The sequence below is a fragment of the Streptomyces sp. enrichment culture genome, assembly GCF_964272895.1.
In the GTDB taxonomy this organism is placed as follows: domain Bacteria; phylum Actinomycetota; class Actinomycetes; order Streptomycetales; family Streptomycetaceae; genus Streptomyces.
This window is the reverse complement of record NZ_OZ186832.1, coordinates 690473-708929: the sequence shown is the minus strand read 5'-3', so window position 1 is coordinate 708929 and position 18457 is coordinate 690473. Positions and strand designations below refer to the sequence as shown.

Sequence of the window (18457 nt, the reverse complement as noted above, 5' to 3'; positions counted from 1 at the left end):
GACCCCGTTGCGCATCGGCTGCCGGTCATCAGAGCAAAGGGCGGCACAAGTGTGAAGGGCCTCGGCGAGGAAATCTGACTACCTGTCAGAAACCTCTTGTCCTGTCCGCCCCCCTCCTGCAACCTGTTCTCGTCCGGCAGAGGGGAGACGGCAGTCATGGGCGGAACGGAACACCTCACCGTGCGACGCGAGGGGGCCACCCTCGTCCTCACACTCGACCGGCCCGAGGCCAGGAACGCGCTCTCGATCCCCATGCTGGTGGGCCTCTACGACGGCTGGGTGCAGGCCGACGAGGACGACGGCGTCCGCTCGATCGTCCTCACCGGCGCGGGCGGCTCCTTCTGCGCCGGCATGGACCTCAAGGCCCTGGCCGGGAACGGCATGGCCGGACAGGAGCACCGCGACCGCCTCAAGGCGGATCCCGACCTGCACTGGAAGGCGATGCTGCGCCACCACCGCCCCCGCAAGCCGGTCATCGCCGCCGTCGAGGGCCCCTGCGTCGCCGGGGGCACCGAGATCCTCCAGGGCACCGACATCCGCGTCGCCGGCGAGTCCGCCGTCTTCGGGCTGTACGAGGTCCGGCGCGGCCTCTTCCCCATCGGCGGCTCCACGGTCCGCCTGCCCCGGCAGATCCCGCGCACCCACGCCCTGGAGATGCTGCTCACGGGACGGCCCTACACCGCGCGGGAAGCCGCGGACATCGGTCTGATCGGCCATGTCGTCCCCGACGGCACCGCCCTCGCCAAGGCCCTGGAGATCGCCGAACGCGTCAACGCCTGCGCCCCGTTGGCGGTCGAGGCCGTCAAGGCGTCCGTCTACGAGACCGCCGAGATGACCGAGACCGACGGCCTCGCCGCCGAACTCAGGCGCGGCTGGCCGGTGTTCGACACCGCCGACGCCAAGGAAGGCGCCCGAGCCTTCGCCGAGAAGCGGCCGCCCGTCTACCAGCGCGCCTAGGGGGTGTCGTGCCGATCAGGCCGGGCTCCCGGCGTCTGGCACCGCGCCTCGCCGCGTTGTCGTCGGCCCCCGATGCTCCGCATCGACTCCCCCCTCCGCCGTGCGACGCACGGCACCAGACGCCGCTCGCTGATCCGGCCTGATCGACAAGACACCCCCCAGGGAGCCACCGTGCCCGAAGTCCTGAAAGCCCCCCTCGTCGTCGAGTTCCCCTTCACCCGCTCCCTCGGCCCCGTCCAGAGCGCCTTCCTCACCGGCCTGCGCGAACGCGTCGTGCTCGGTGTGCGCACCGCCGACGGCCGCACCCTCGTCCCGCCCGTCGAGTACGACCCCGTCACCGCCGAGGAGATCCGCGACCTGGTCGAGGTCGCCCCCACCGGCACGGTCACCACCTGGGCCTGGAACGGGCGGCCCCGCCGCGGCCAGCCCCTCACCACCCCCTTCGCCTGGGCCCTGGTCCGCCTCGACGGCGCCGACACCGCCCTGCTGCACGCCCTCGACGCCCCCGGCCCCGACGCCGTGCGCACCGGTATGCGGGTCCGCGTCCGCTGGGCCGCACAGCGCGCCGGCGCCATCACCGACATCGCCTGCTTCGAGCCGTACGACGGCGCGACACCCGAAATCGGCGGTCACAGAGGCGCGTTCGCGGACCCCGTCACCGGCATCGTCGCCCCGGCCCGCCTCGACTACACCTACGCCCCCGGCCGCGCCCAGTCCGCCTACCTCCACGCCCTCGCCGAGCGCCGCACCGTGGGCGAGCGCTGCCCGTCCTGCCGCAAGGTCTACGTCCCGCCCCGCGGCGCCTGCCCCACCTGCGGCGTGGCGACGGCGGAACAGGTGCAGTGCGGGCCGCGCGGCACCGTCACCACGTTCTGCATCGTCAACATCAAGGCGAAGAACCTCGACATCGACGTCCCCTACGTCTACGCCCACATCGCCCTCGACGGCGCCGACCTCGCCCTGCACGGACGCATCGCCGGCATCCCGTACGACCAGGTCCGCATGGGCCTGCGCGTGGAACCGGTGTGGACCGAGGGCTCCCGCTACCCCGACCACTACCGGCCGGCCGGCGAACCCGACGCGGACTACGAGACGTACAAGGAGCTGCTGTGAGCCGGGACATCGCGGTCGTCGCCTTCGCCCAGAGCGACATCCGGCGCACCACCGACGACCTCTCCGAGGTCGAGATGCTGATGCCGGTGCTGCACGAGGTGCTGGACCGCACCGGCCTGAAGACCGCCGACATCGGCTTCACCTGCTCCGGCTCCTGCGACTACCTGGCCGGACGCGCCTTCTCCTTCACCCTCGCCCTCGACGGCGTCGGCGCCTGGCCGCCGATCTCCGAGTCGCACGTCGAGACGGACGGCGCCTGGGCGCTGTACGAGGCGTGGACCAAGCTGCTGTCCGGCGCGGCCGACACCGCGCTGGTGTACTCCTACGGCAAGTCCTCGCCCGGCTCCCTCCGGGACGTCCTCACCCGCCAGCTCGACCCGTACTACCTCGCCCCGCTGTGGCCCGACTCCGTCGCCCTCGCCGCCCTCCAGGCGCAGGCCCTCATCGACGCGGGCGACACCGACGAGCGCGAACTCGCCGCGATCGGCGCCCGCAGCCGACGCGCCGCCACCCTCAACCCCAACGCCCAGCTGAGGGGTTCGGTGCCACAGGGCGAGTACGTCGTACGTCCCCTGCGCACCGGCGACTGCCCGCCCGTCGGCGACGGCGCCGCCGCGGTGATCCTCGCGGCGGGGGAGCGGGCCCGCGACCTGTGCGAGCGGCCCGCCTGGATCACCGGCATCGACCACCGCGTCGAGGCCCACTCGCTCGGGGTGCGCGATCTGACCGACTCGCCCTCCACCCGCCTCGCCGCCGAGAAGGCGGGCGCCTTCGAACTCCCCCATAGCCAGGGCAGGGGAGGTACCCCCACCGTCGACACCGCCGAGCTGCACGCCCCGTTCAGCTCCCAGGAGGTCGTGCTGCGCAAGGCGCTGCGGCTCGACGACAGCGTGCGCGTCAACCTCTCCGGCGGTGCCCTCGCCGCCAACCCCATGATGGCCGCGGGACTGATCCGCATCGGCGAGGCAGCCGCCCGCATCCACCGGGGCGCGTCCGACCGGGCCCTCGCGCACGCCACGTCCGGCCCGTGCCTGCAACAGAACCTGGTCGCCGTACTCCAAGGGGATCCGCGATGAGCAAGGAACCCGTGGCCGTCGTCGGGATCGGCCAGACCAAGCACGTCGCCGCCCGCCGGGACGTCTCGATCGCCGGACTGGTCCGTGAGGCCGCACAAAGGGCGCTGGCCGACGCCGAGTTGGACTGGTCGGACATCGACGCCGTCGTCATCGGCAAGGCGCCCGACTTCTTCGAGGGCGTGATGATGCCCGAGCTGTACCTCGCCGACGCCCTCGGCGCGGTCGGCAAGCCCCTGCTGCGGGTCCACACGGCAGGCTCGGTCGGCGGGTCCACGGCACTGGTCGCCGCCGACCTGGTCGCCGCCCGCGTGCACGGCACCGTCCTCACCCTCGCCTACGAGAAGCAGTCCGAGTCCAACGCCATGTGGGGACTGTCCCTCCCGATCCCCTTCCAGCAGCCGCTGCTGGCCGGGGCCGGCGGCTTCTTCGCGCCGCACGTGAGGGCGTACATCCGCAGGAGCGGCGCCCCCGACACGATCGGCTCCCTGGTGGCGTACAAGAACCGGCGCAACGCGCTGAAGAACCCCTACGCCCACCTCCACGAGCACGACATCACCCTGGAGAAGGTCCGGAACGCGCCCATGCTGTGGGACCCGATCCGCTACTCGGAGACCTGCCCCTCCTCCGACGGCGCCTGCGCCATGGTGCTCACCGACCGCGCGGGAGCCGCCCGCGCGCCCCGCCCGCCCGCCTGGATGCTGGGCGGCGCCATGCGCAGCGAGCCGACCCTCTTCGCGGGCAAGGACTTCGTCTCCCCGCGGGCCGGACAGGACTGCGCCGCCGACGTCTACCGGCAGGCCGGGATCACCGACCCGCGCCGGGAGATCGACGCCGTGGAGATGTACGTGCCGTTCTCCTGGTATGAGCCGATGTGGCTGGAGAACCTCGGCTTCGCGGCCGAGGGCGAGGGCTGGAAGCTCACCGAGTCCGGCGTGACCGCGCTGGACGGCGACCTGCCCGTCGACATGTCCGGCGGGGTGCTGTCCACCAACCCCATCGGCGCCTCCGGCATGATCCGGTTCGCCGAGGCCGCGCTCCAGGTGCGCGGACAGGCCGGGGAGCACCAGCTGCCACGGGCCCGCCGGGTGCTCGGACACGCCTACGGCGGCGGAGCGCAGTTCTTCTCCATGTGGCTGGTGGGCGCGCGTCCCCCCGACTCCTGAAAGGTCCTCCTCACGTGGCCTGTCGGGGGCGCGGGGCGATCGATAGTCTGACCGCGGACGACGTGAGACCGGGAGGAGCCGGACGTGGCCGAGAGCACCATCCAGCAGCAGCCGTTCGCGGGCTGGGACAAGCCGGAGCTGGACCTCAGCAACGCCGAGTGGCAGTCCAGCAGCCGGGGCCTGGGGGATGTCCAGATCGCCTTCGTCGAGGGCTTCATCGCGATGCGCAACAGCGGCCGACCCGAGAGCCCTTCCCTGATCTTCACCCCCGCCGAGTGGGGTGCCTTCGTGTCGGGGGCGCGTGAGGGGGAGTTCGACCTGACCTAGCCGAACCGGGTACCGCCCGGAGTGTTCCGAACCGGGGGTCTTCCCGTCCATTTCACGGACACGCGACCGCACGCCCGGTTCCGGGGCCGATGGCTGCGCCAGGCTGGCCCCAGCAATCGGAAGGTCGCACTCCAGAGGTGGAACCCATGAGCACCCTGCCCGTCATCGCGGCGGTCGACGGTTCGGACGACAGCCTGCGCGCCCTGGACTGGGCCCTCGACACCGCCCGGCGCCGCCAGGCGCCGGTCACGGTGGTCCATGTGCGGCACGAGACGGCGTGGACCCAGCCGGGCGCGCCGGTCGTCCTGCCCCCGCCGGCCGAGAACGACCCGGTGCTCACCGACGCCCGCGCCCGGCTGGCCGAGCGCGCCGACGGGCTGGACGTCCAGTACGCCGCGCTCGACGGCGCCCCGGGCGTCCTGCTGCCGGAGCTGGGCGCCGAGGCCCAGCTGCTGGTCCTCGGCTCCCGCGGCCGGGGCGGTTTCGCCAGCCTGGTCCTCGGCTCCAACGGCATCGCCGCGGCACGGGACGCCGAGTGCCCGGTGGTCGTGGTGCCCCGGCCCGGACGCGAGGACCCGGACGCCCCGCCCCGCGAACCGGGCCCGCGCGTGGTCGTCGGCCTCAAGGTCGAGGGCCCGGACGAGGCCGCGCTCGCCTTCGCCTTCACCGAGGCCGCCCTGCGCGGCGCCCGCCTGGAAGCCGTCGCCGCCTATCCGTGGCCCGTCCAGGACTGGTCGGTGTCCGCCGAGCTCGCCCCGGTGATGGTCGACCGCACCTCCGTCGAGGCCGAGACCCGCCTCCTCGCCGACGGCTTCCTCGACCCCCACCGCGCCCGCTACCCCGAAGTCCGCGCCGAACCGGTCCCGGTCCCCGGCGACGCCGCCGGCGCCCTCGTCACCGCCTCCCAGGGCGCCGAACTCACCGTCGTCGGCCGCCACCGCCGACGCCTCCTCGCCCCCGCCCGAATGCTGGGCTCCGTCACCCACGCCGTCCTGCTCCACGCGGCGAGCCCGGTCGCCGTCGTGCCACCGCACCCGGTCGACGAACCTAATGGATGAGCCCGTACGTATCATTAGCCCATGCGGGACGCCCAGCTCACCCTCGACCTCGCCCTCACCCTCCGCCACGACGGCGACGGCGGCGTCGCCGACGACCTGACCGACCCCGCGGGCCTGACGGCCTGGGTCCGGGACCACGGCCTGCTCGCCGACGGGTACACGGCGGACGACGCCGCCCTCACCGCCGTCCGCGAGCTGCGCGCGGCCGTCCGCGCCCTCTTCGCCCGCTGTGTACCGGGCGGGCCGAGCCGCGCCGACGCGGGCCGGCTGCTGCCGGTCGAGGAGGCGGTGACCCGCCTGAACAGGGCAGCGGCGAGCGTCCCGACGATCCCGGTCCTGCGCTGGCCCGACCCGGCGGTGGAGCACCGCCCGGCAGCGGGCGAGGACGCCCTGACCGCCGTCCTGGCCAGGGCCGCCATGACCTTCCTGGCGGGCCCCGACCGCGACAGACTCCGTGCCTGCCACGCCCCCCGCTGTGTGCGGTACTTCCTCAAGGACCACCCCCGCCAGGAGTGGTGCAAGCCGTCCTGCGGAAACAGGGCGAGAGTGGCCCGCCACCACGACCGCCACAGGAAGCAGACCACGAGCTGACGCCCCCCGGGGCGCGGGGAACCGGGTGACCGGCCGCGACGGACGCACACCGGCCGGCAACCCAAGCCCCGCAGGCGCTCCCGCGCCCTCACCGCCGTAGGATGACGACATGTCGTTCCTCCGCCGCCGCAGCGCCACCCCCGCCGGCCCCGATTTCGACGTACTGGCCATGGATCCGGGCGACTGGCCCGGCAATCTGGGCGCCGGGCTGCTGCCCGCCCCCGACGGCTCCTGCCAGGGCGTCTTCCTGCGCTACGACCTCTTCGGCGGCCGCGGACCCGCGATGATCATCGGCAACCTGCCCGAGGGCTCCCCGGCCCGCGAGGTCGCCGAGGGCCAGATCCCCTTCGAGGTGGCCCAGCTCCTGCTCGCGCTGGAGAACGACGAGGAGGTCACCGTCGTCGGCGTCGAGGACGTGCCGGTGATGCAGGGCGACAACCTGCTCATCGTGCGCCGCCTGAAGCTGTCGGAGAGCCGTATCTCCTGCGTCCAGTTCGACCGCAGCGACAACGTCCTGGTGACCATCGCCGCCTGGGACCGCCCCATCACCGACGATCTGTACGCCCTGCTGAAGCCGCTGCCCGCCGAGCTGTTCCAGCAGGGCTGAGGAGCCCGCGAGGGGCCAGGCCGGGCCACCGTCCCGATGGTGGCCCGGCCCGTCCCTGTCAGGACCCCGACGCCGCGACCGCCACATCGGCGGCCCGTACGAACGCCACCCGGTGGCCGAACTGGATCTCGTAGTAGAGGTCCTTGCCGGTCACCACCCGGTGGTCGGCGGGGTCGAAGGTGACCGCGTAGTAGTACTGGCCCGGAACCTTGTCGCCCACCACGTACTTCTGCCCCGCGAGCAGTTTGTACGGCAGCGGGGAGACCGCCTGGACCGGGACCCCGGCCGGATAGGCGCTCGCCTCGGGGTAGGCGCGGCCGTACACCGGCACGCTCGCCCGGCCGTCCTTCGGCGTCACCACCAGCCCCTTGGCGTGCACGGCCGTCGGCTGCGCCTTCGGGTTGCGGAACCATGCCTTCTGGCCCAGGTACCAGATCGCCGTCCAGTCGCCCGCACGGTCCGCCACCGCGTACTGCTGGCCCGTGGAGACCCGCGAACCGATGTCGTTGACGTCGATCGTCGAGTCCTGCCCGCCCGGCCGCAGCCCGATGTCCTTGATCAGCGGATACGACGTGCCGGGCCCCGAGTACAGCCGCACCGCGCTCGACCCGTGCACCGCGCACGGCTCGCCCCGCTTGACGCACCCGGTGAAGGCGGGACGGTTCACCGCGTACTCGGGCCGGATGGTGACCAGGCCGCCGTTCGGGCCCGCGGTCGGCTCGATGGGGCTGCCCAGCAGCCGGAAGTAGTGCGCCCAGTCCCAGTACGGGCCCGGATCGGTGTGCATCCCGCGGATCGTCGCCGTGGTCGGGCCGGGCACCGTGTCGTGGCCGAGGATGTGCTGCCGGTCCAGCGGGATGTCGTACTTCTTCGCCAGGTAGCGCACCAGCCGCGCCGAGGAGCGGTACATCGCCTCCGTGTACCAGGCGTCCGGCGAGGCCAGGAAGCCCTCGTGCTCCAGCCCGATCGACTTGGCGTTGACGTACCAGTTGCCCGCGTGCCAGGCCACGTCCTTGGCCTTGACGTGCTGGGCGATATGACCGTCGGTGGAGCGCAGCGAGTACTGCCAGGACACATACGTCGGGTCCTGCACCATGTTCAGGACGCCCTCCCAGCGGCCCTCGGTGTCATGGACGACGATGTACTCGATCGGCTGGGACACCGGCCGGTCGCCCAGGTCGTGGTTGCCGTAGTCGTCGTCCCCGAACTCCTTGTACGGGGCCGGGATCCACTCGCAGGACACCGTCGGAGGGCATTCGGTGCCGGCCGCCGGGCGCGGGCGGCGCTCCTCGGCGGGGGCCACCGCCGGCTGCGGAGCCAGCGCCACCCGCTGGCCGTCGTCGGTGAAACGTTCCTGGCCGGTGCGGATCACGTCGTAGACGTCGTTGGCGTACGCCGTGCCGGTCGTGGCGTCCCCCGCGCCGGCGAAGCGGGCCACCGCCTCGTACCAGTCGGCCGGGTCCTCGCTCAGCGGCTTGCCCAGCTCCCGCTGTGCGGCGGCGAGCAGCGCGGCGCCGCCCGCCACATTGGCGGCCGGGTCGGTGCGCAGTTCCTCGGGCGAGAGGCCGGTGAGCTCGGCGGCGCGCAGCAGCGTGCGCAGCCGTGCCGGGAGTTCGGCGGGCGCGGGCGGTCCGGCGGTCGGCAGCAGGGCGGTCCGGGCGTCGTCGCCGCGCGGGTCCTCGGTGCCCTCGCTGTGGTGGGGGGCGTTCTCCAGCGCCGTACGGGCATCGGTGAGGTGCATCGGGCCGTAGCCGCCGGTGACGCTGGGCGCTCCGGCGTGGGTGTCCCAGCGGGACTGGAGGTAGGAGACGCCGAGCAGGACGCTCTGCGGGACGCGGTACTCGGCGGCCGCGGTCGCGAACGCCCGCTGCAGTCCGCCCTCCGCGGTGCCCGACGGCGCGGCCGGGGCGGCGCCGAGCAGGGGCAGCAGCAGCGCGGCCGACGCCAGCGCGCGGGCGGCTCTGAGGGGATCGGTGACGGGTCGTCGCAAAGCAGCCTCCTGTGACGGTCGGGCGCGATGAGCCGTGCGGGGCCGGGCCTGTCAGTGCTACCGGCTCTCCGACGATCCGTCAATCATGCCCGCAGGAGGACGATTTCCCATGTCAGCGCGGGTGGGCGGGAGTTTCGTGGCGGCGGGCCACGGGCCTGCGGGGCGTCAGTGGAGTACACCAATGGCCCCTGGACACGGCGAGTCCGTGGTGCGCCGCCCCGTGACACAGCGAGGTCCGTGGTGCGCCGCCCTGTCGGGCGCACCACGGACCGCCGTCCCCGTCAGCGAGTGCCGACCGCCGCGCGGACGGCCCGCCGGGCCATCTGGCAGTCGTCGTGCAGCCGCCTGAGCAGCAGCCGCTGTTCCTCGCCGGACGGCGCAGCACCCGGGTGGGCCGTACCCGGTGCCGCCGGGGTCGGATCGTGCATCGAACGCTGCACGGCCGTCTCGTAGGTACGGATCTCGCGGGTGAGGACCAGCATCAGATTCACCAGGAAGGCATCGCGCGAGGCGGGGCCCGCCGACTGCGCGATCTGGCTGATCTGCCGCCGCGCGGCCGGCGCGTCACCGAGCACCGACCACAGGGTCGCCAGGTCGTAGCCCGGCAGGTACCAGCCCGCGTGCTCCCAGTCCACCAGCACCGGACCGGCCGGCGACAGCAGCACGTTGTTCAGCAGCGCGTCGCCGTGGCAGAACTGGCCCATGCCGTGGCGGCCCGCGCTCGCCGCGATGCCGTGCAGCAGCTTCTGCAGGTCACCGAGGTCCCGGTCGGTGAGCAGACCCAGCTCGTGGTACCGGGAGATCCGGGCCGCGTAGTCCAGCGGCGCGTCGAAGGTGCCCGCGGGCGGCCGCCAGGCGTTGAGCCGGCAGATCGCCCCCAGCGCCGCCCGGATGTCGGCGCGCTGCGGGGCCTCGGAGGGGTGGCGCTGCAGGGCCGCAGGCCGTCCGGGCATCCGCTCGAGGACGAGCGTGCAGTTGTCCGGGTCCGCCGCGATCAGCCGGGGCGCCCGCACAGGCGGGCGGTGCCGGACGAACGAGCGGTATGCGGCTATCTCGTGCCGGATCCGCTCGGCCCAGGCGGGGGATTGGTCCAGTAAACACTTGGCTACGGCCGTGCTGCGCCCGGTCGTGCCGACCAGGAGGACGCAGCGGCCGCTGCGGCGCAGCACCTGCACCGGGGCGAACTCCGGGCAGATCCGGTGCACCGCGGCGATCGCCGCGCGCAGCTGGGCGCCCTGGGGGCCGGACAAGTCGATTCTCCCGCTGAGCGGTTGGTTGCCGAGTCCCGCGCCGCGCCGCGCCCGGCCCGGGCCCAGCACGGGGGCGGCAGGTCGCGCGGGGGCGAGGTACGGGCCGCTGGCCGGCAGGGGGGCTTCCCCCACTCGGGCGGAGCCGGGCGCCGGGGGGCGCGGGCGCAGCGACCGGGGCGGGGCGGACACGGAGGACGATGCTGCGTACATGGGCGATACAGATCCCTTCGTGAGCCCGACGACAATGCGCTGCCCGGCCCGGCCGCCGAGGTGCACCCTGGGGAATGCACCTGATGGTGCTCGTCCGGCGACCGGGTCGGGGTGGCGCGTTCCTACCTGACACCCGGTGGCCCGTGGCACACCATCTGGCGCACCCTGGCGAACCCTGGCGAATAGTCGCCCGGCAACTTTTCAGGGGCTACGGTCAACTCAGCCGAGAACCTGGGGGCTTGACGTGAGCGGACAACCCAACACCCGCCTTTCGGACCTGTTCGGCCTGGCCGGCTGGTCCAAAGGGGAGCTCGCGAGGCTGGTGAACCGGCAGGCGGCGGCCATGGGCCACCCGCAGCTGGCGACCGACACCTCGCGCGTGCGGCGGTGGATCGACATGGGAGAGATCCCGCGCGATCCGGTGCCGCGGGTGCTGGCGGCCCTGTTCACCGAGCGTCTCGGCCGTGTCGTGACCATCGAGGATCTCGGTCTGGTCCGGCACGGGCGCGCGGGGAAACGGCCGAGCGGCGGGAGTCAGGAGCATCCCGACGGTGTGCCGTGGGCGCCCGAGCGGACCGCCGCGGTCCTCACCGAATTCACGGGAATGGACCTCATGCTCAACCGACGCGGCTTGGTGGGCGCGGGTGCCGCGCTCGCCGCGGGATCAGCGCTCAGCAGCGCCATGCACGACTGGCTGCACACCGACCCGGCTCTCGCCGCCGACGCCCCCGTCCTCGACCATCCCCTGCACGCCGACCCCGCTGGGTTCGACCGCTACGAGGCCGCCCCCATCGGGTCGCAGGAGATCGAGGAACTGGAGCGCTCGGTGGAGGTGTTCCGGGCCTGGGACGCGGCCCGCGGTGGCGGGCTCCAGCGCAAGGCGGTGGTGGGCCAGCTCAACGAAGTGGGCGGCATGCTGGCCTACCGCCATCCTCCTCACCTTCAGCGGCGCCTGTGGGGCGTCGCCGCCAACCTGGCCGTCCTCGCGGGCTGGATGTCCCACGACGTCGGCCTCGAACCCACGGCCCAGAAGTACTTCGTCATCGCCGCCCATGCCGCGCGCGAGGGCGGTGACCGGCCCCGGGCCGGCGAGGCGCTCTCCCGAGCGGCCCGCCAGATGGTCCACCTGGGCCGGCCCGGCGAGGCGCTCGACCTGATGAAGCTCGCCCAGTCCGGCTCCGGCGACCGGCTGCTGCCGCGCACCAAGGCCATGTTCCACACCATCGAGGCATGGGCGCAGGCGTCGATGGGCAAGGGGCAGGCGATGCGCCGCACCCTCGGCCAGGCGGAGGACCTGTTCGTCTCCGAGCGCAATGACGTGGAGACCCCGGACTGGATGCAGACCTTCAAGGACGAGGACCTGTACGGCATGCAGGCACTCGCCTACCGCACGCTGGCCGAGTTCGACCCGGGCGCGGCCGTGCACGCCCAGCACTACGCGGAGAAGGCGCTGGCCCTGCGGGTGGACGGACGGGAGCGGTCGAAGATCTTCGACCATCTGTCCATGGCCTCCGCCTGCTTCATCGCCGACGACCCGGAACAGGCGGACCGCTACGCCCGCCTCGCCCTGATGTCGATGGGCTCCAACTCCTCCCGCCGCACCTGGGACCGGCTGCGCCAGATGTACCGGCTCACCGCCGAGTACGCCGAGTTCCCGAAGATCAACGACCTGCGCGAGGAGATCCGGCAGGCGCTGCCGAAGGCGAGGGGCAAGGGGGGTGAGACCGCACCGGCGTGACGGCCGGCGGGCGCGGCCCGCCCAGTGCCGTGGTTCGGCTTTTATGCCAGGCCGGCTCGGCTCATGCCATGACCTTGGCGACGAGCACGCAGACCTCGTTCTCGCGCGCCGCCTCGCCCGACTCCTCCACGACCGTGCGCAGACAGTCCTGTGCGGTCCGTTCCGCGCCGAGGCGCGGGGCGAGGTCGAGGAGGCGCCGCACGGCGGTCTCCTCGTCGTCTCCGGGCATCAGGCCACCGGTGTGCAGCAGCAGGACGTCGCCGGCCTCCAGGGGCACCTCGGCCTCGCCGTAGGCGGCACCGGGGCTCGCGCCGAGCTGGAGGCCCTTCGGGGCGTCCAGCCTGTGCCCCGTCCCGTCGCGGAACAGCAGCGGGGCGGGGTGTCCCGCCTGCGCCCACACCAGGGTGCGGGTCGCGGGCCGGTAGCGGCAGCACAGGGCGCTGCCGAGGGCGGGCTGGACGGTGGCGTCCAGCAGCTGGTTCAGCCAGGACATCAGCCGGCCGGGCCGGGTGCCGGCCATCGCCATGCCGCGCAGCGCGCCGAGCAGCATGGCCATGCCCGAGGTCGCGGCGACCCCGTGGCCGGTGAGGTCGCCGACGCTCAGCAGCGTCTCGCCGTCGGGCAGTTCGAGGGCGTCGTACCAGCCGCCGCCGACCGGCGCCGGAGCCGGGGGCGGCAGCCGGCGGGCGGCGAGGTCCAGGGGCTGCGGTCCCTGGTGGGGGAGCCGCAGGGAGCCGCGCCACGGTGGCAGCACGGCCTCCTGCAGCTCGACCGCGAGCCGGTGCTCGGTCTGCGCGCGCTGCCGGTGGCGCTGGAGCGAGTCACGGGTCTCGCTCACGGCCCGCTGGCTGCGGCGCAGTGCGCTGACGTCCCGCAGCACGGCCCACATCGACGCGGTGCTGCCGTCGCCGTCGAGCACGGGCTCGCCCATCATGTGCACGGTCCGGCTCTCGCCGTCGGGCCGTACGATCCGGAACTCCCCGTCGATGCGCCTGCCGTCGACCAGGCAGCCCGTGACCATCGCCGTCAGCCGCGGACGGTCCTCCTCGGCCACGACCGAGGGCAGTTCGTCGAGGGTGAGGGGGGCGCCGGCCGGGTCGCGGCCCAGGATCTCGTAGAGCTCCGCGGACCAGTGCGCCTCGTCGGTCAGGAGGTTCCACTCCGCGCTGCCGACGCGGCTGAGCAGTGACTCGGGCGCGGGGCGCGGGGCGGGCGGTGCCTCGGGGGCGGGGTCCGCCGGGCCGTCGCGCAGTTGCGCCAGATGTTCGTCGAGGTCGTTGAGCTGGTGCAGCGCGAGGTCGTACAGCGCGCGCTGCCAGCGCTCCTGCGGGTCCGCACCGTCGCCCGGCACATCCCGGCGCACCGCGTCCACGTCGCCCTTGAGCCGCCGCGTCTGGGTGATCAGCGCCTCGACGGCGCCGCGCGGGGGAGGCTGGGCGGCGGGGCGGTCCGCGGAGAGATGGGGCGGCATGACGCACTCCGAGTGGGGAACGGACGACCAAGGCTGTCGATGGGGACCGCTACGACTGTGGCACAGCCCGCGACGCCCTGTAAGGGATTTGGCAACACACGATACGGTGGTGCTTCTGGCATATGCCAGGGTCTTCACGGTGGGGCTGTCGCACGTCTTTCGCCTACGCCCGTTCCATGGCAAGTCGTAGAGACTCTACGTGAGTTGACGCCCCGTCGGGTCGTCGGGCGCGAGGTTCGGACGCCTGTCCGACGGTCATGTGTTCCCGAGGGGCCGACTGCTGTTCGGGCGTGATGCAGGTCACATAATTCTTTCGGCTCCCGGTGTAATGCGAACGCCCCCAGCGGGGTCCTACTGACATGCCGGAAAACCGGCGCCCAACACTCTCGGGGGAGAACGCACATGGACCCGCGCATCGACATCACCCTCCAGCAGCCCGCCCGCGCCCGGCTGATCACCGCGGAGGAACAGGAGCTGCCGGTGCCCGCCACGCTCCGGTACGTCTCGCAGGACCCCCTCGCCGTGCACCTCGACTTCCCCGCCGAGGTCTCCCTGGACGAGGCGGGGGTGACCTGGACCTTCGCCCGCTCGCTGCTGTCGGAGGGGCTCCAGGGGCCGGCCGGCAGCGGGGACGTGCACATCTGGCCCTGCGGCCGGGCCCGTACGGTGCTGGAGTTCCATTCGCCCTACGGGCTCGCCCTGCTCCAGTTCGACACCGCCGCCCTGCAGCGCTTCCTGGCGCGCACCTACGCCGTCGTGGGCGCCGGACGCGAGGACGTCAGCGAGGCCCTGGAGGAGGGGCTGAGCGCCCTGTTCGACGAGGTGTGAGGGCCGGCCCGTCAGGCGTACAGCGCCGGGCGCGGGGCGAGTTCGACGGTCACCCGGCCGCCGCTCTCCTGCGCCCGGACCCCGGCCTCGGCGACCGCGGAGGCCGCGTAGCCGTCCCAGGCGCTCGGCCCGGTCACCCGGCCCCGGCGGGTGGCGTCCACCCAGGACTGCACCTCGCGGTCGTAGGCGTCGGCGAACCGCACCAGATAGTCCTGCGCCACCTCCTCGCGGGCGGCGCCCGCCGAGGTGAGGACCATGCCGTGCCCCTCGCCGATCCGGGCGCTGCCCGTCTCGCCCACGGCCTCGCAGCGCACCTGGTAGCCGAAGCCGCAGTTGACGAAGACCTCCACGTCCACCAGGGCCCCGCCGCCGGTCTCGAACAGCACGAACTGCGGGTCCAGCAGCCCCTCCGGGGCCCGTCCCGAGGGGCGCGGGCGCACCACGGTCACCGCGGTGAGCTCCTGGCCCAGCAGCCAGCGGGCGGCGTCGATCTCGTGCGCGACCGAGCTCTCGATGAGCATCGCGGAGCTGAAGCCGGGCGGCGAGGACACATTGCGGTGCACGCAGTGCAGCATCAGCACCCGCCCGAGCCGCCCCTCGTCCAGCACCGCCTTCAACCGCCGGTACTCGGCGTCGTAGCGCCGCATGAACCCGATCTGCGCCAGCCGCCGCCCGAGCCGCGCCTCCGCCTCCACGACCCGCAGCGCGCCCGCGGACCCGGGCACCATCGGCTTCTCGCACAGCACCGGCAGCCCCCGCGCGAACGCGGCCAGCAGCGCCTCCTCGTGCGCCTCCCCGGGAGAGGCGATCAGCACCGCCCGCACGCCGGGCGCGTCCAGGGCCGCCTCGACCTCGCTGTGCACGCTCGCCCCGTCGATCCCGGCGACGGCCCGCCCGGCGCGGTCGGTGTCCGGGTCGGCCACCGCGGCGACCCTGGCGCCGCTCACCACCTTGTCCAGGCGGCGTATGTGGTCGGCTCCCATGTGTCCGGCACCCAGCACCGCCACGCCCAGCAGGTCACCCACGTACGCACTCCCTCGTCGCCGTCCGTCCCGCCGTAGCGTAGGCCGCGGCGGACGGGCGGCGACAAGGGGGAGAGGGGGCCGGGGCCTCAGTAGCGCAGGACGCCCGCGATACCGCCCGCGTCGCCGAGCGTGCCGTCCGGGACGAAGCGGACCTCGGCGCCGGTCTCCAGGCACTGCTCGACGATCTCGTCGACGATGTCCTCACGGGCGTCGAGATCACCGCTCGCGGCCGGCACCAGGTGCCCGCCGTCGTCGCGCACCGTGGCCCGGTAGTTCTCCTCGACGGCCAGCAACCGCACACGCGCCTCACGGGCGTTCTGCCAGACCTCGTCCAGTCCGGCGGCGAACTCCCGGCGGCCGCGCGCCGCTTCGAGCTCCTTGGCGACCGCGTCGGTGCCGCGCCGGGTCTCCTCCTCGACCAGGGGCCGCAGGGCCTGCCAGACCGCCTCGGGGGAGGCGTGGGCGAGCCCGCCGCGCGGGACGCGGGGCGCGTCCCTGGTGTGCAGGCCGATCTCGTCGAGCGCGGCCAGCGCGGCCGGCTCGCCGGTGACGTAGACCGGACGCGGGGCGACCCGCAGCACGGCGCCCAGTGCGGTGTCGGCGTCGCGCAGGAAGCGGCGGGTGTCCTCGTCGCGGAAGGTGCTGGGACTGTCGCCGATGCGTTCACGGCGCTCGGGGTCGAAGTTCTCCTCCCGCCGCGTCAACGGGAAGCCGCCGGAGCGCTCCTCGGCCACCCGGCCCTCGCCGCCGTTCCACAGCGTGACCCGGTCGGCCGCGACCGACAGCGCCCAGAACGACTGCTCGGCGGCCTGCGCGGAGACCAGGTTGCGGGTGAGGAACGTGTCCGAGAGCACCACACGCTCGGGCACCGGCCGGGCGAGCGACCAGACCTGGTGCTCACCGGGGGCCGCGAAGATCACCAGACCGTCCTCGGCGTGCGTGAGGTCGATCTCGGCGAGCGCCCGGTCGAGGTGGGCCACGACATCGGCGCGGCGGTCCCGGGTGACCGAGGGATCGGCCTCCAGCTGCCGCTTGGCCTCGGCCACCACATTGCGCAGCCGGACCGGATCCTGGGTCTTCTCGGGTTCCCGGCGGTGCGTCGGGGTCAGCACGGACACCGCGGGATAGGGGCGGGGACGCCGCAGTTCGCTGAGGGTCGTGGGACTGAGTGCGTGCTCCATGACAGCACCATAATTCCGATTCGCTTGTCGGGCATTCGGGGTAAAGAGGGCGTTCGGTGCGCCCGGTGCGGCTCTCGCTCAGCGGTCCTCGTCGGTGCCGCAGGAGCTTCCGCTGGACGGCAGGTCGCCGTGGAGCAGGAAGTCGTCGACCTTGCGGTGCACGCAGGTGGAGGACGAGTAGCCGGTGTGGCCCTCCCCGCGGTTGTCCAGCACCACCGCCGAGGAGCCGAGGCGCTCGGCGGTCTGCACGGTCCAGCGGTACGGCGTCGCCGGGTCACCGCGGGTGCCGACCAGCAGCATCTTCGGGGTGTCGACGTCCTTGACCTCCTCGCGGATGAACTCGGTGCCCTTCGGGCGGCCGTGGCACATCAGCACCTGGGTGAGCCGGTAGGTGCCGAAGACCGGTGAGGCACGCTCGTAGTCGGCGCGCAGCCGGGCCAGATCACGGGTGATCTGCCCGGCGGTCGGGCGGTCGGGATCGTCCGCGCAGTTGACCGCCATCAGCGCCGCCGGGAGGTTGTCCGGCGGGACGTCCTCCTCGTCCGCGAGCGTGCCCTCGGTCTCCTCCCCCGTCTCCTCCCCGGTCCCCTCGCGCACCGGCCAGGTGATGCCGCCGGTCGCGAACGTCTCGATGGCGCGGGTGTCGCCGTCCTCCAGCAGGGAGGCGAGCGCCCGCTCCAGCGACGGCCACAGATCCTCGCTGTACAGCGCCTGTCCGATGGCGCCCACCAGGTCCTGGCCGCTGAACGTGCCGCCGAAGCTCGTCGGCACCGGATCCTCGTCGAGCGAGCGGACCAGGCGGACGACCTCCTCGCGGGCGGTGCGGGTGTCCTGCCCGAAGGGACAGGCGATGTCCTTCGCGCACCACTCGATGAACGACTCCAGCGCGGTCTGCTGGCCCTTGGCCCCGGCGATCCCCTGCTCGGTCAGCGGTTCAGTCAGGGTGTCCACCCCGTCCAGGACCATCCGGCCCACGTTGTCCGGGAACTGCGCCGCGTACACCGCGGCGAGCCGTGTGCCGTAGGAGAAGCCCAGGTAGTTGAGCTTGTCCTCGCCCAGTGCCGCGCGGATGACGTCCAGGTCGCGCGAGACGTTCACGGTGCCGATGTGCGGCAGCACGGGTCCGGAGTGCTCGACGCACTTCTTCGCCTCGGCGCGCAGCCGGCGCAGCACCGCCTGGGGGTCGGCGAGGACGTCGGCGCGTTCCGTCTCCTTCGCCGTGGCGAAGCCGGTGTCGCCGCAGCTGACGGGGGAGGAACGGCCCACCCCGCGCGGATCGAAGGAGACGATGTCGTAGCCCTCGGCCAGGTCCATGAAGTCGTCGGCGCCGAAGGCGAGTTCGGTGACGCCGGAGCCTCCGGGGCCGCCGAAGTTCAGTACCAGCGAGCCCCGTGCGTCACCCGTGGCCCGGTAGCGGGCGAGCGCCAGTTCGAGCGTCCCGGCGTTCGGGCGTCCGTAGTCCAGGGGGACGGTGACCTTGCCGCACTCCATGCCCTTGGGTGGCTCGTGGCCCTCGCACGCCTTCGCCGACCAGGAGATCTTCTGGTCGTAGAAGCGGGACAGAGCGGCGTCGCCGTCGTCGGCCGCGGCGGGGAGCGCCGTGCCCAGCAGGGCCAGCCCCGCGGCGGCGGTGAGCGTGCGGCACCGGACCGCGGGCCACCACGCGGACAGCTTGCTCGGCATCGATCCCTCCAGCCACGGACAGCCACGGACCGGGAAACGGGGCCCTCGCTCACGATAAGCGGGCCCCGCGGACGCCGCCCGCGGGCGGGCGGGACGGCGGCGGCAGGCGTACCATGCGCCCCTTTTCAAGGGTCGAGAGCGGTTTTCGATCCTTTACCGCCTGTTCGTCAAACCTGGCACTCGACGGGG

Annotated in this window: 16 protein-coding genes; 10 read left to right on the top strand and 6 right to left on the bottom strand. The window is 73.4% G+C overall.

The features are described from left to right. Positions 1 to 156: 156 nt before the first annotated feature. From ACSU6M_RS03170 to ACSU6M_RS03135, 8 genes are all read left to right on the top strand, one after another. On the top strand, positions 157 to 957 hold the full coding sequence (locus ACSU6M_RS03170) for a crotonase/enoyl-CoA hydratase family protein (RefSeq protein ID WP_437066818.1): 801 nt from the start codon (positions 157 to 159) through the stop codon (positions 955 to 957). A gap of 171 nt (positions 958 to 1128) precedes the next feature. Then, the gene (locus ACSU6M_RS03165) at positions 1129 to 2070 is read left to right on the top strand and encodes a Zn-ribbon domain-containing OB-fold protein (RefSeq protein WP_437066816.1); all 942 of its coding nucleotides are present in this window, start codon (positions 1129 to 1131) and stop codon (positions 2068 to 2070) included. Beyond that, complete coding sequence (locus ACSU6M_RS03160) at positions 2067 to 3146, top strand: thiolase domain-containing protein (protein ID WP_437066815.1); 1080 nt, start codon at positions 2067 to 2069, stop codon at positions 3144 to 3146. Before ACSU6M_RS03165 ends, ACSU6M_RS03160 begins: the two co-directional genes overlap by 4 nt. Then, a complete protein-coding gene (locus tag ACSU6M_RS03155) occupies positions 3143 to 4309 on the top strand; it encodes a thiolase domain-containing protein (RefSeq protein ID WP_437066813.1) in 1167 nt (388 codons plus the stop codon). Before ACSU6M_RS03160 ends, ACSU6M_RS03155 begins: the two co-directional genes overlap by 4 nt. Positions 4310 to 4393: 84 nt before the next feature. Further along, positions 4394 to 4636 carry a DUF397 domain-containing protein gene (locus tag ACSU6M_RS03150; RefSeq protein ID WP_437066811.1) on the top strand — a complete coding sequence of 81 codons (243 nt, stop codon included), beginning with the start codon at positions 4394 to 4396 and terminating at the stop codon, positions 4634 to 4636. 146 nt (positions 4637 to 4782) lie between these two features. Further along, positions 4783 to 5694 (top strand): universal stress protein, encoded by a 912-nt coding sequence (locus ACSU6M_RS03145; protein WP_437066809.1) that lies wholly within the window; start codon positions 4783 to 4785, stop codon positions 5692 to 5694. A 21-nt stretch (positions 5695 to 5715) separates the two neighbouring features. Beyond that, a complete protein-coding gene (locus ACSU6M_RS03140; RefSeq protein WP_437066808.1) occupies positions 5716 to 6285 on the top strand; it encodes a CGNR zinc finger domain-containing protein in 570 nt (189 codons plus the stop codon). Between the two features lie 109 nt (positions 6286 to 6394). Then, on the top strand, positions 6395 to 6892 hold the full coding sequence (locus tag ACSU6M_RS03135; RefSeq protein WP_437066806.1) for a hypothetical protein: 498 nt from the start codon (positions 6395 to 6397) through the stop codon (positions 6890 to 6892). Between the two features lie 58 nt (positions 6893 to 6950). Here the strand turns inward: ACSU6M_RS03135 and ACSU6M_RS03130 are convergent, their stop codons facing one another. Beyond that, positions 6951 to 8882, bottom strand: coding sequence for an N-acetylmuramoyl-L-alanine amidase (locus tag ACSU6M_RS03130; RefSeq protein ID WP_437066805.1), 1932 nt, complete (start codon positions 8880 to 8882; stop codon positions 6951 to 6953). Positions 8883 to 9163: 281 nt separating this feature from the next. Beyond that, positions 9164 to 10342, bottom strand: coding sequence for an aminoglycoside phosphotransferase family protein (locus ACSU6M_RS03125; RefSeq protein WP_437066804.1), 1179 nt, complete (start codon positions 10340 to 10342; stop codon positions 9164 to 9166). A 244-nt stretch (positions 10343 to 10586) separates the two neighbouring features. Between ACSU6M_RS03125 and ACSU6M_RS03120 the strand changes: the two genes are divergently transcribed. Continuing rightward, entirely contained in the window at positions 10587 to 12080 is a 1494-nt protein-coding gene (locus ACSU6M_RS03120; protein WP_437066802.1) for a DNA-binding protein NsdB, read from the top strand. 61 nt (positions 12081 to 12141) lie between these two features. Here the strand turns inward: ACSU6M_RS03120 and ACSU6M_RS03115 are convergent, their stop codons facing one another. Continuing rightward, positions 12142 to 13551 carry a PP2C family protein-serine/threonine phosphatase gene (locus tag ACSU6M_RS03115; RefSeq protein WP_437066801.1) on the bottom strand — a complete coding sequence of 470 codons (1410 nt, stop codon included), beginning with the start codon at positions 13549 to 13551 and terminating at the stop codon, positions 12142 to 12144. Positions 13552 to 13965: 414 nt separating this feature from the next. Here ACSU6M_RS03115 and ACSU6M_RS03110 point away from each other — a divergent pair, with 414 nt between their 5' ends. Continuing rightward, positions 13966 to 14379, top strand: a complete 414-nt coding sequence (locus ACSU6M_RS03110) for an SsgA family sporulation/cell division regulator (RefSeq protein WP_437074988.1) — start codon at positions 13966 to 13968, stop codon at positions 14377 to 14379. Between the two features lie 11 nt (positions 14380 to 14390). On the opposite strand, the gene ACSU6M_RS03105 is transcribed toward ACSU6M_RS03110, so the two are convergent. The 3 genes from ACSU6M_RS03105 to ACSU6M_RS03095 all read right to left on the bottom strand — a co-directional run bounded on the left by ACSU6M_RS03105 (position 14391) and on the right by ACSU6M_RS03095 (position 18268). Next, on the bottom strand, positions 14391 to 15404 hold the full coding sequence (locus ACSU6M_RS03105) for a Gfo/Idh/MocA family protein (protein ID WP_437066799.1): 1014 nt from the start codon (positions 15402 to 15404) through the stop codon (positions 14391 to 14393). Positions 15405 to 15490: 86 nt separating this feature from the next. Next, the gene (locus ACSU6M_RS03100) at positions 15491 to 16585 is read right to left on the bottom strand and encodes a chemotaxis protein (RefSeq protein ID WP_437066798.1); all 1095 of its coding nucleotides are present in this window, start codon (positions 16583 to 16585) and stop codon (positions 15491 to 15493) included. A 78-nt stretch (positions 16586 to 16663) separates the two neighbouring features. Further along, positions 16664 to 18268 carry an alpha/beta hydrolase gene (locus ACSU6M_RS03095; RefSeq protein ID WP_437066796.1) on the bottom strand — a complete coding sequence of 535 codons (1605 nt, stop codon included), beginning with the start codon at positions 18266 to 18268 and terminating at the stop codon, positions 16664 to 16666. Between the last annotated feature and the right edge of the window lie 189 nt (positions 18269 to 18457).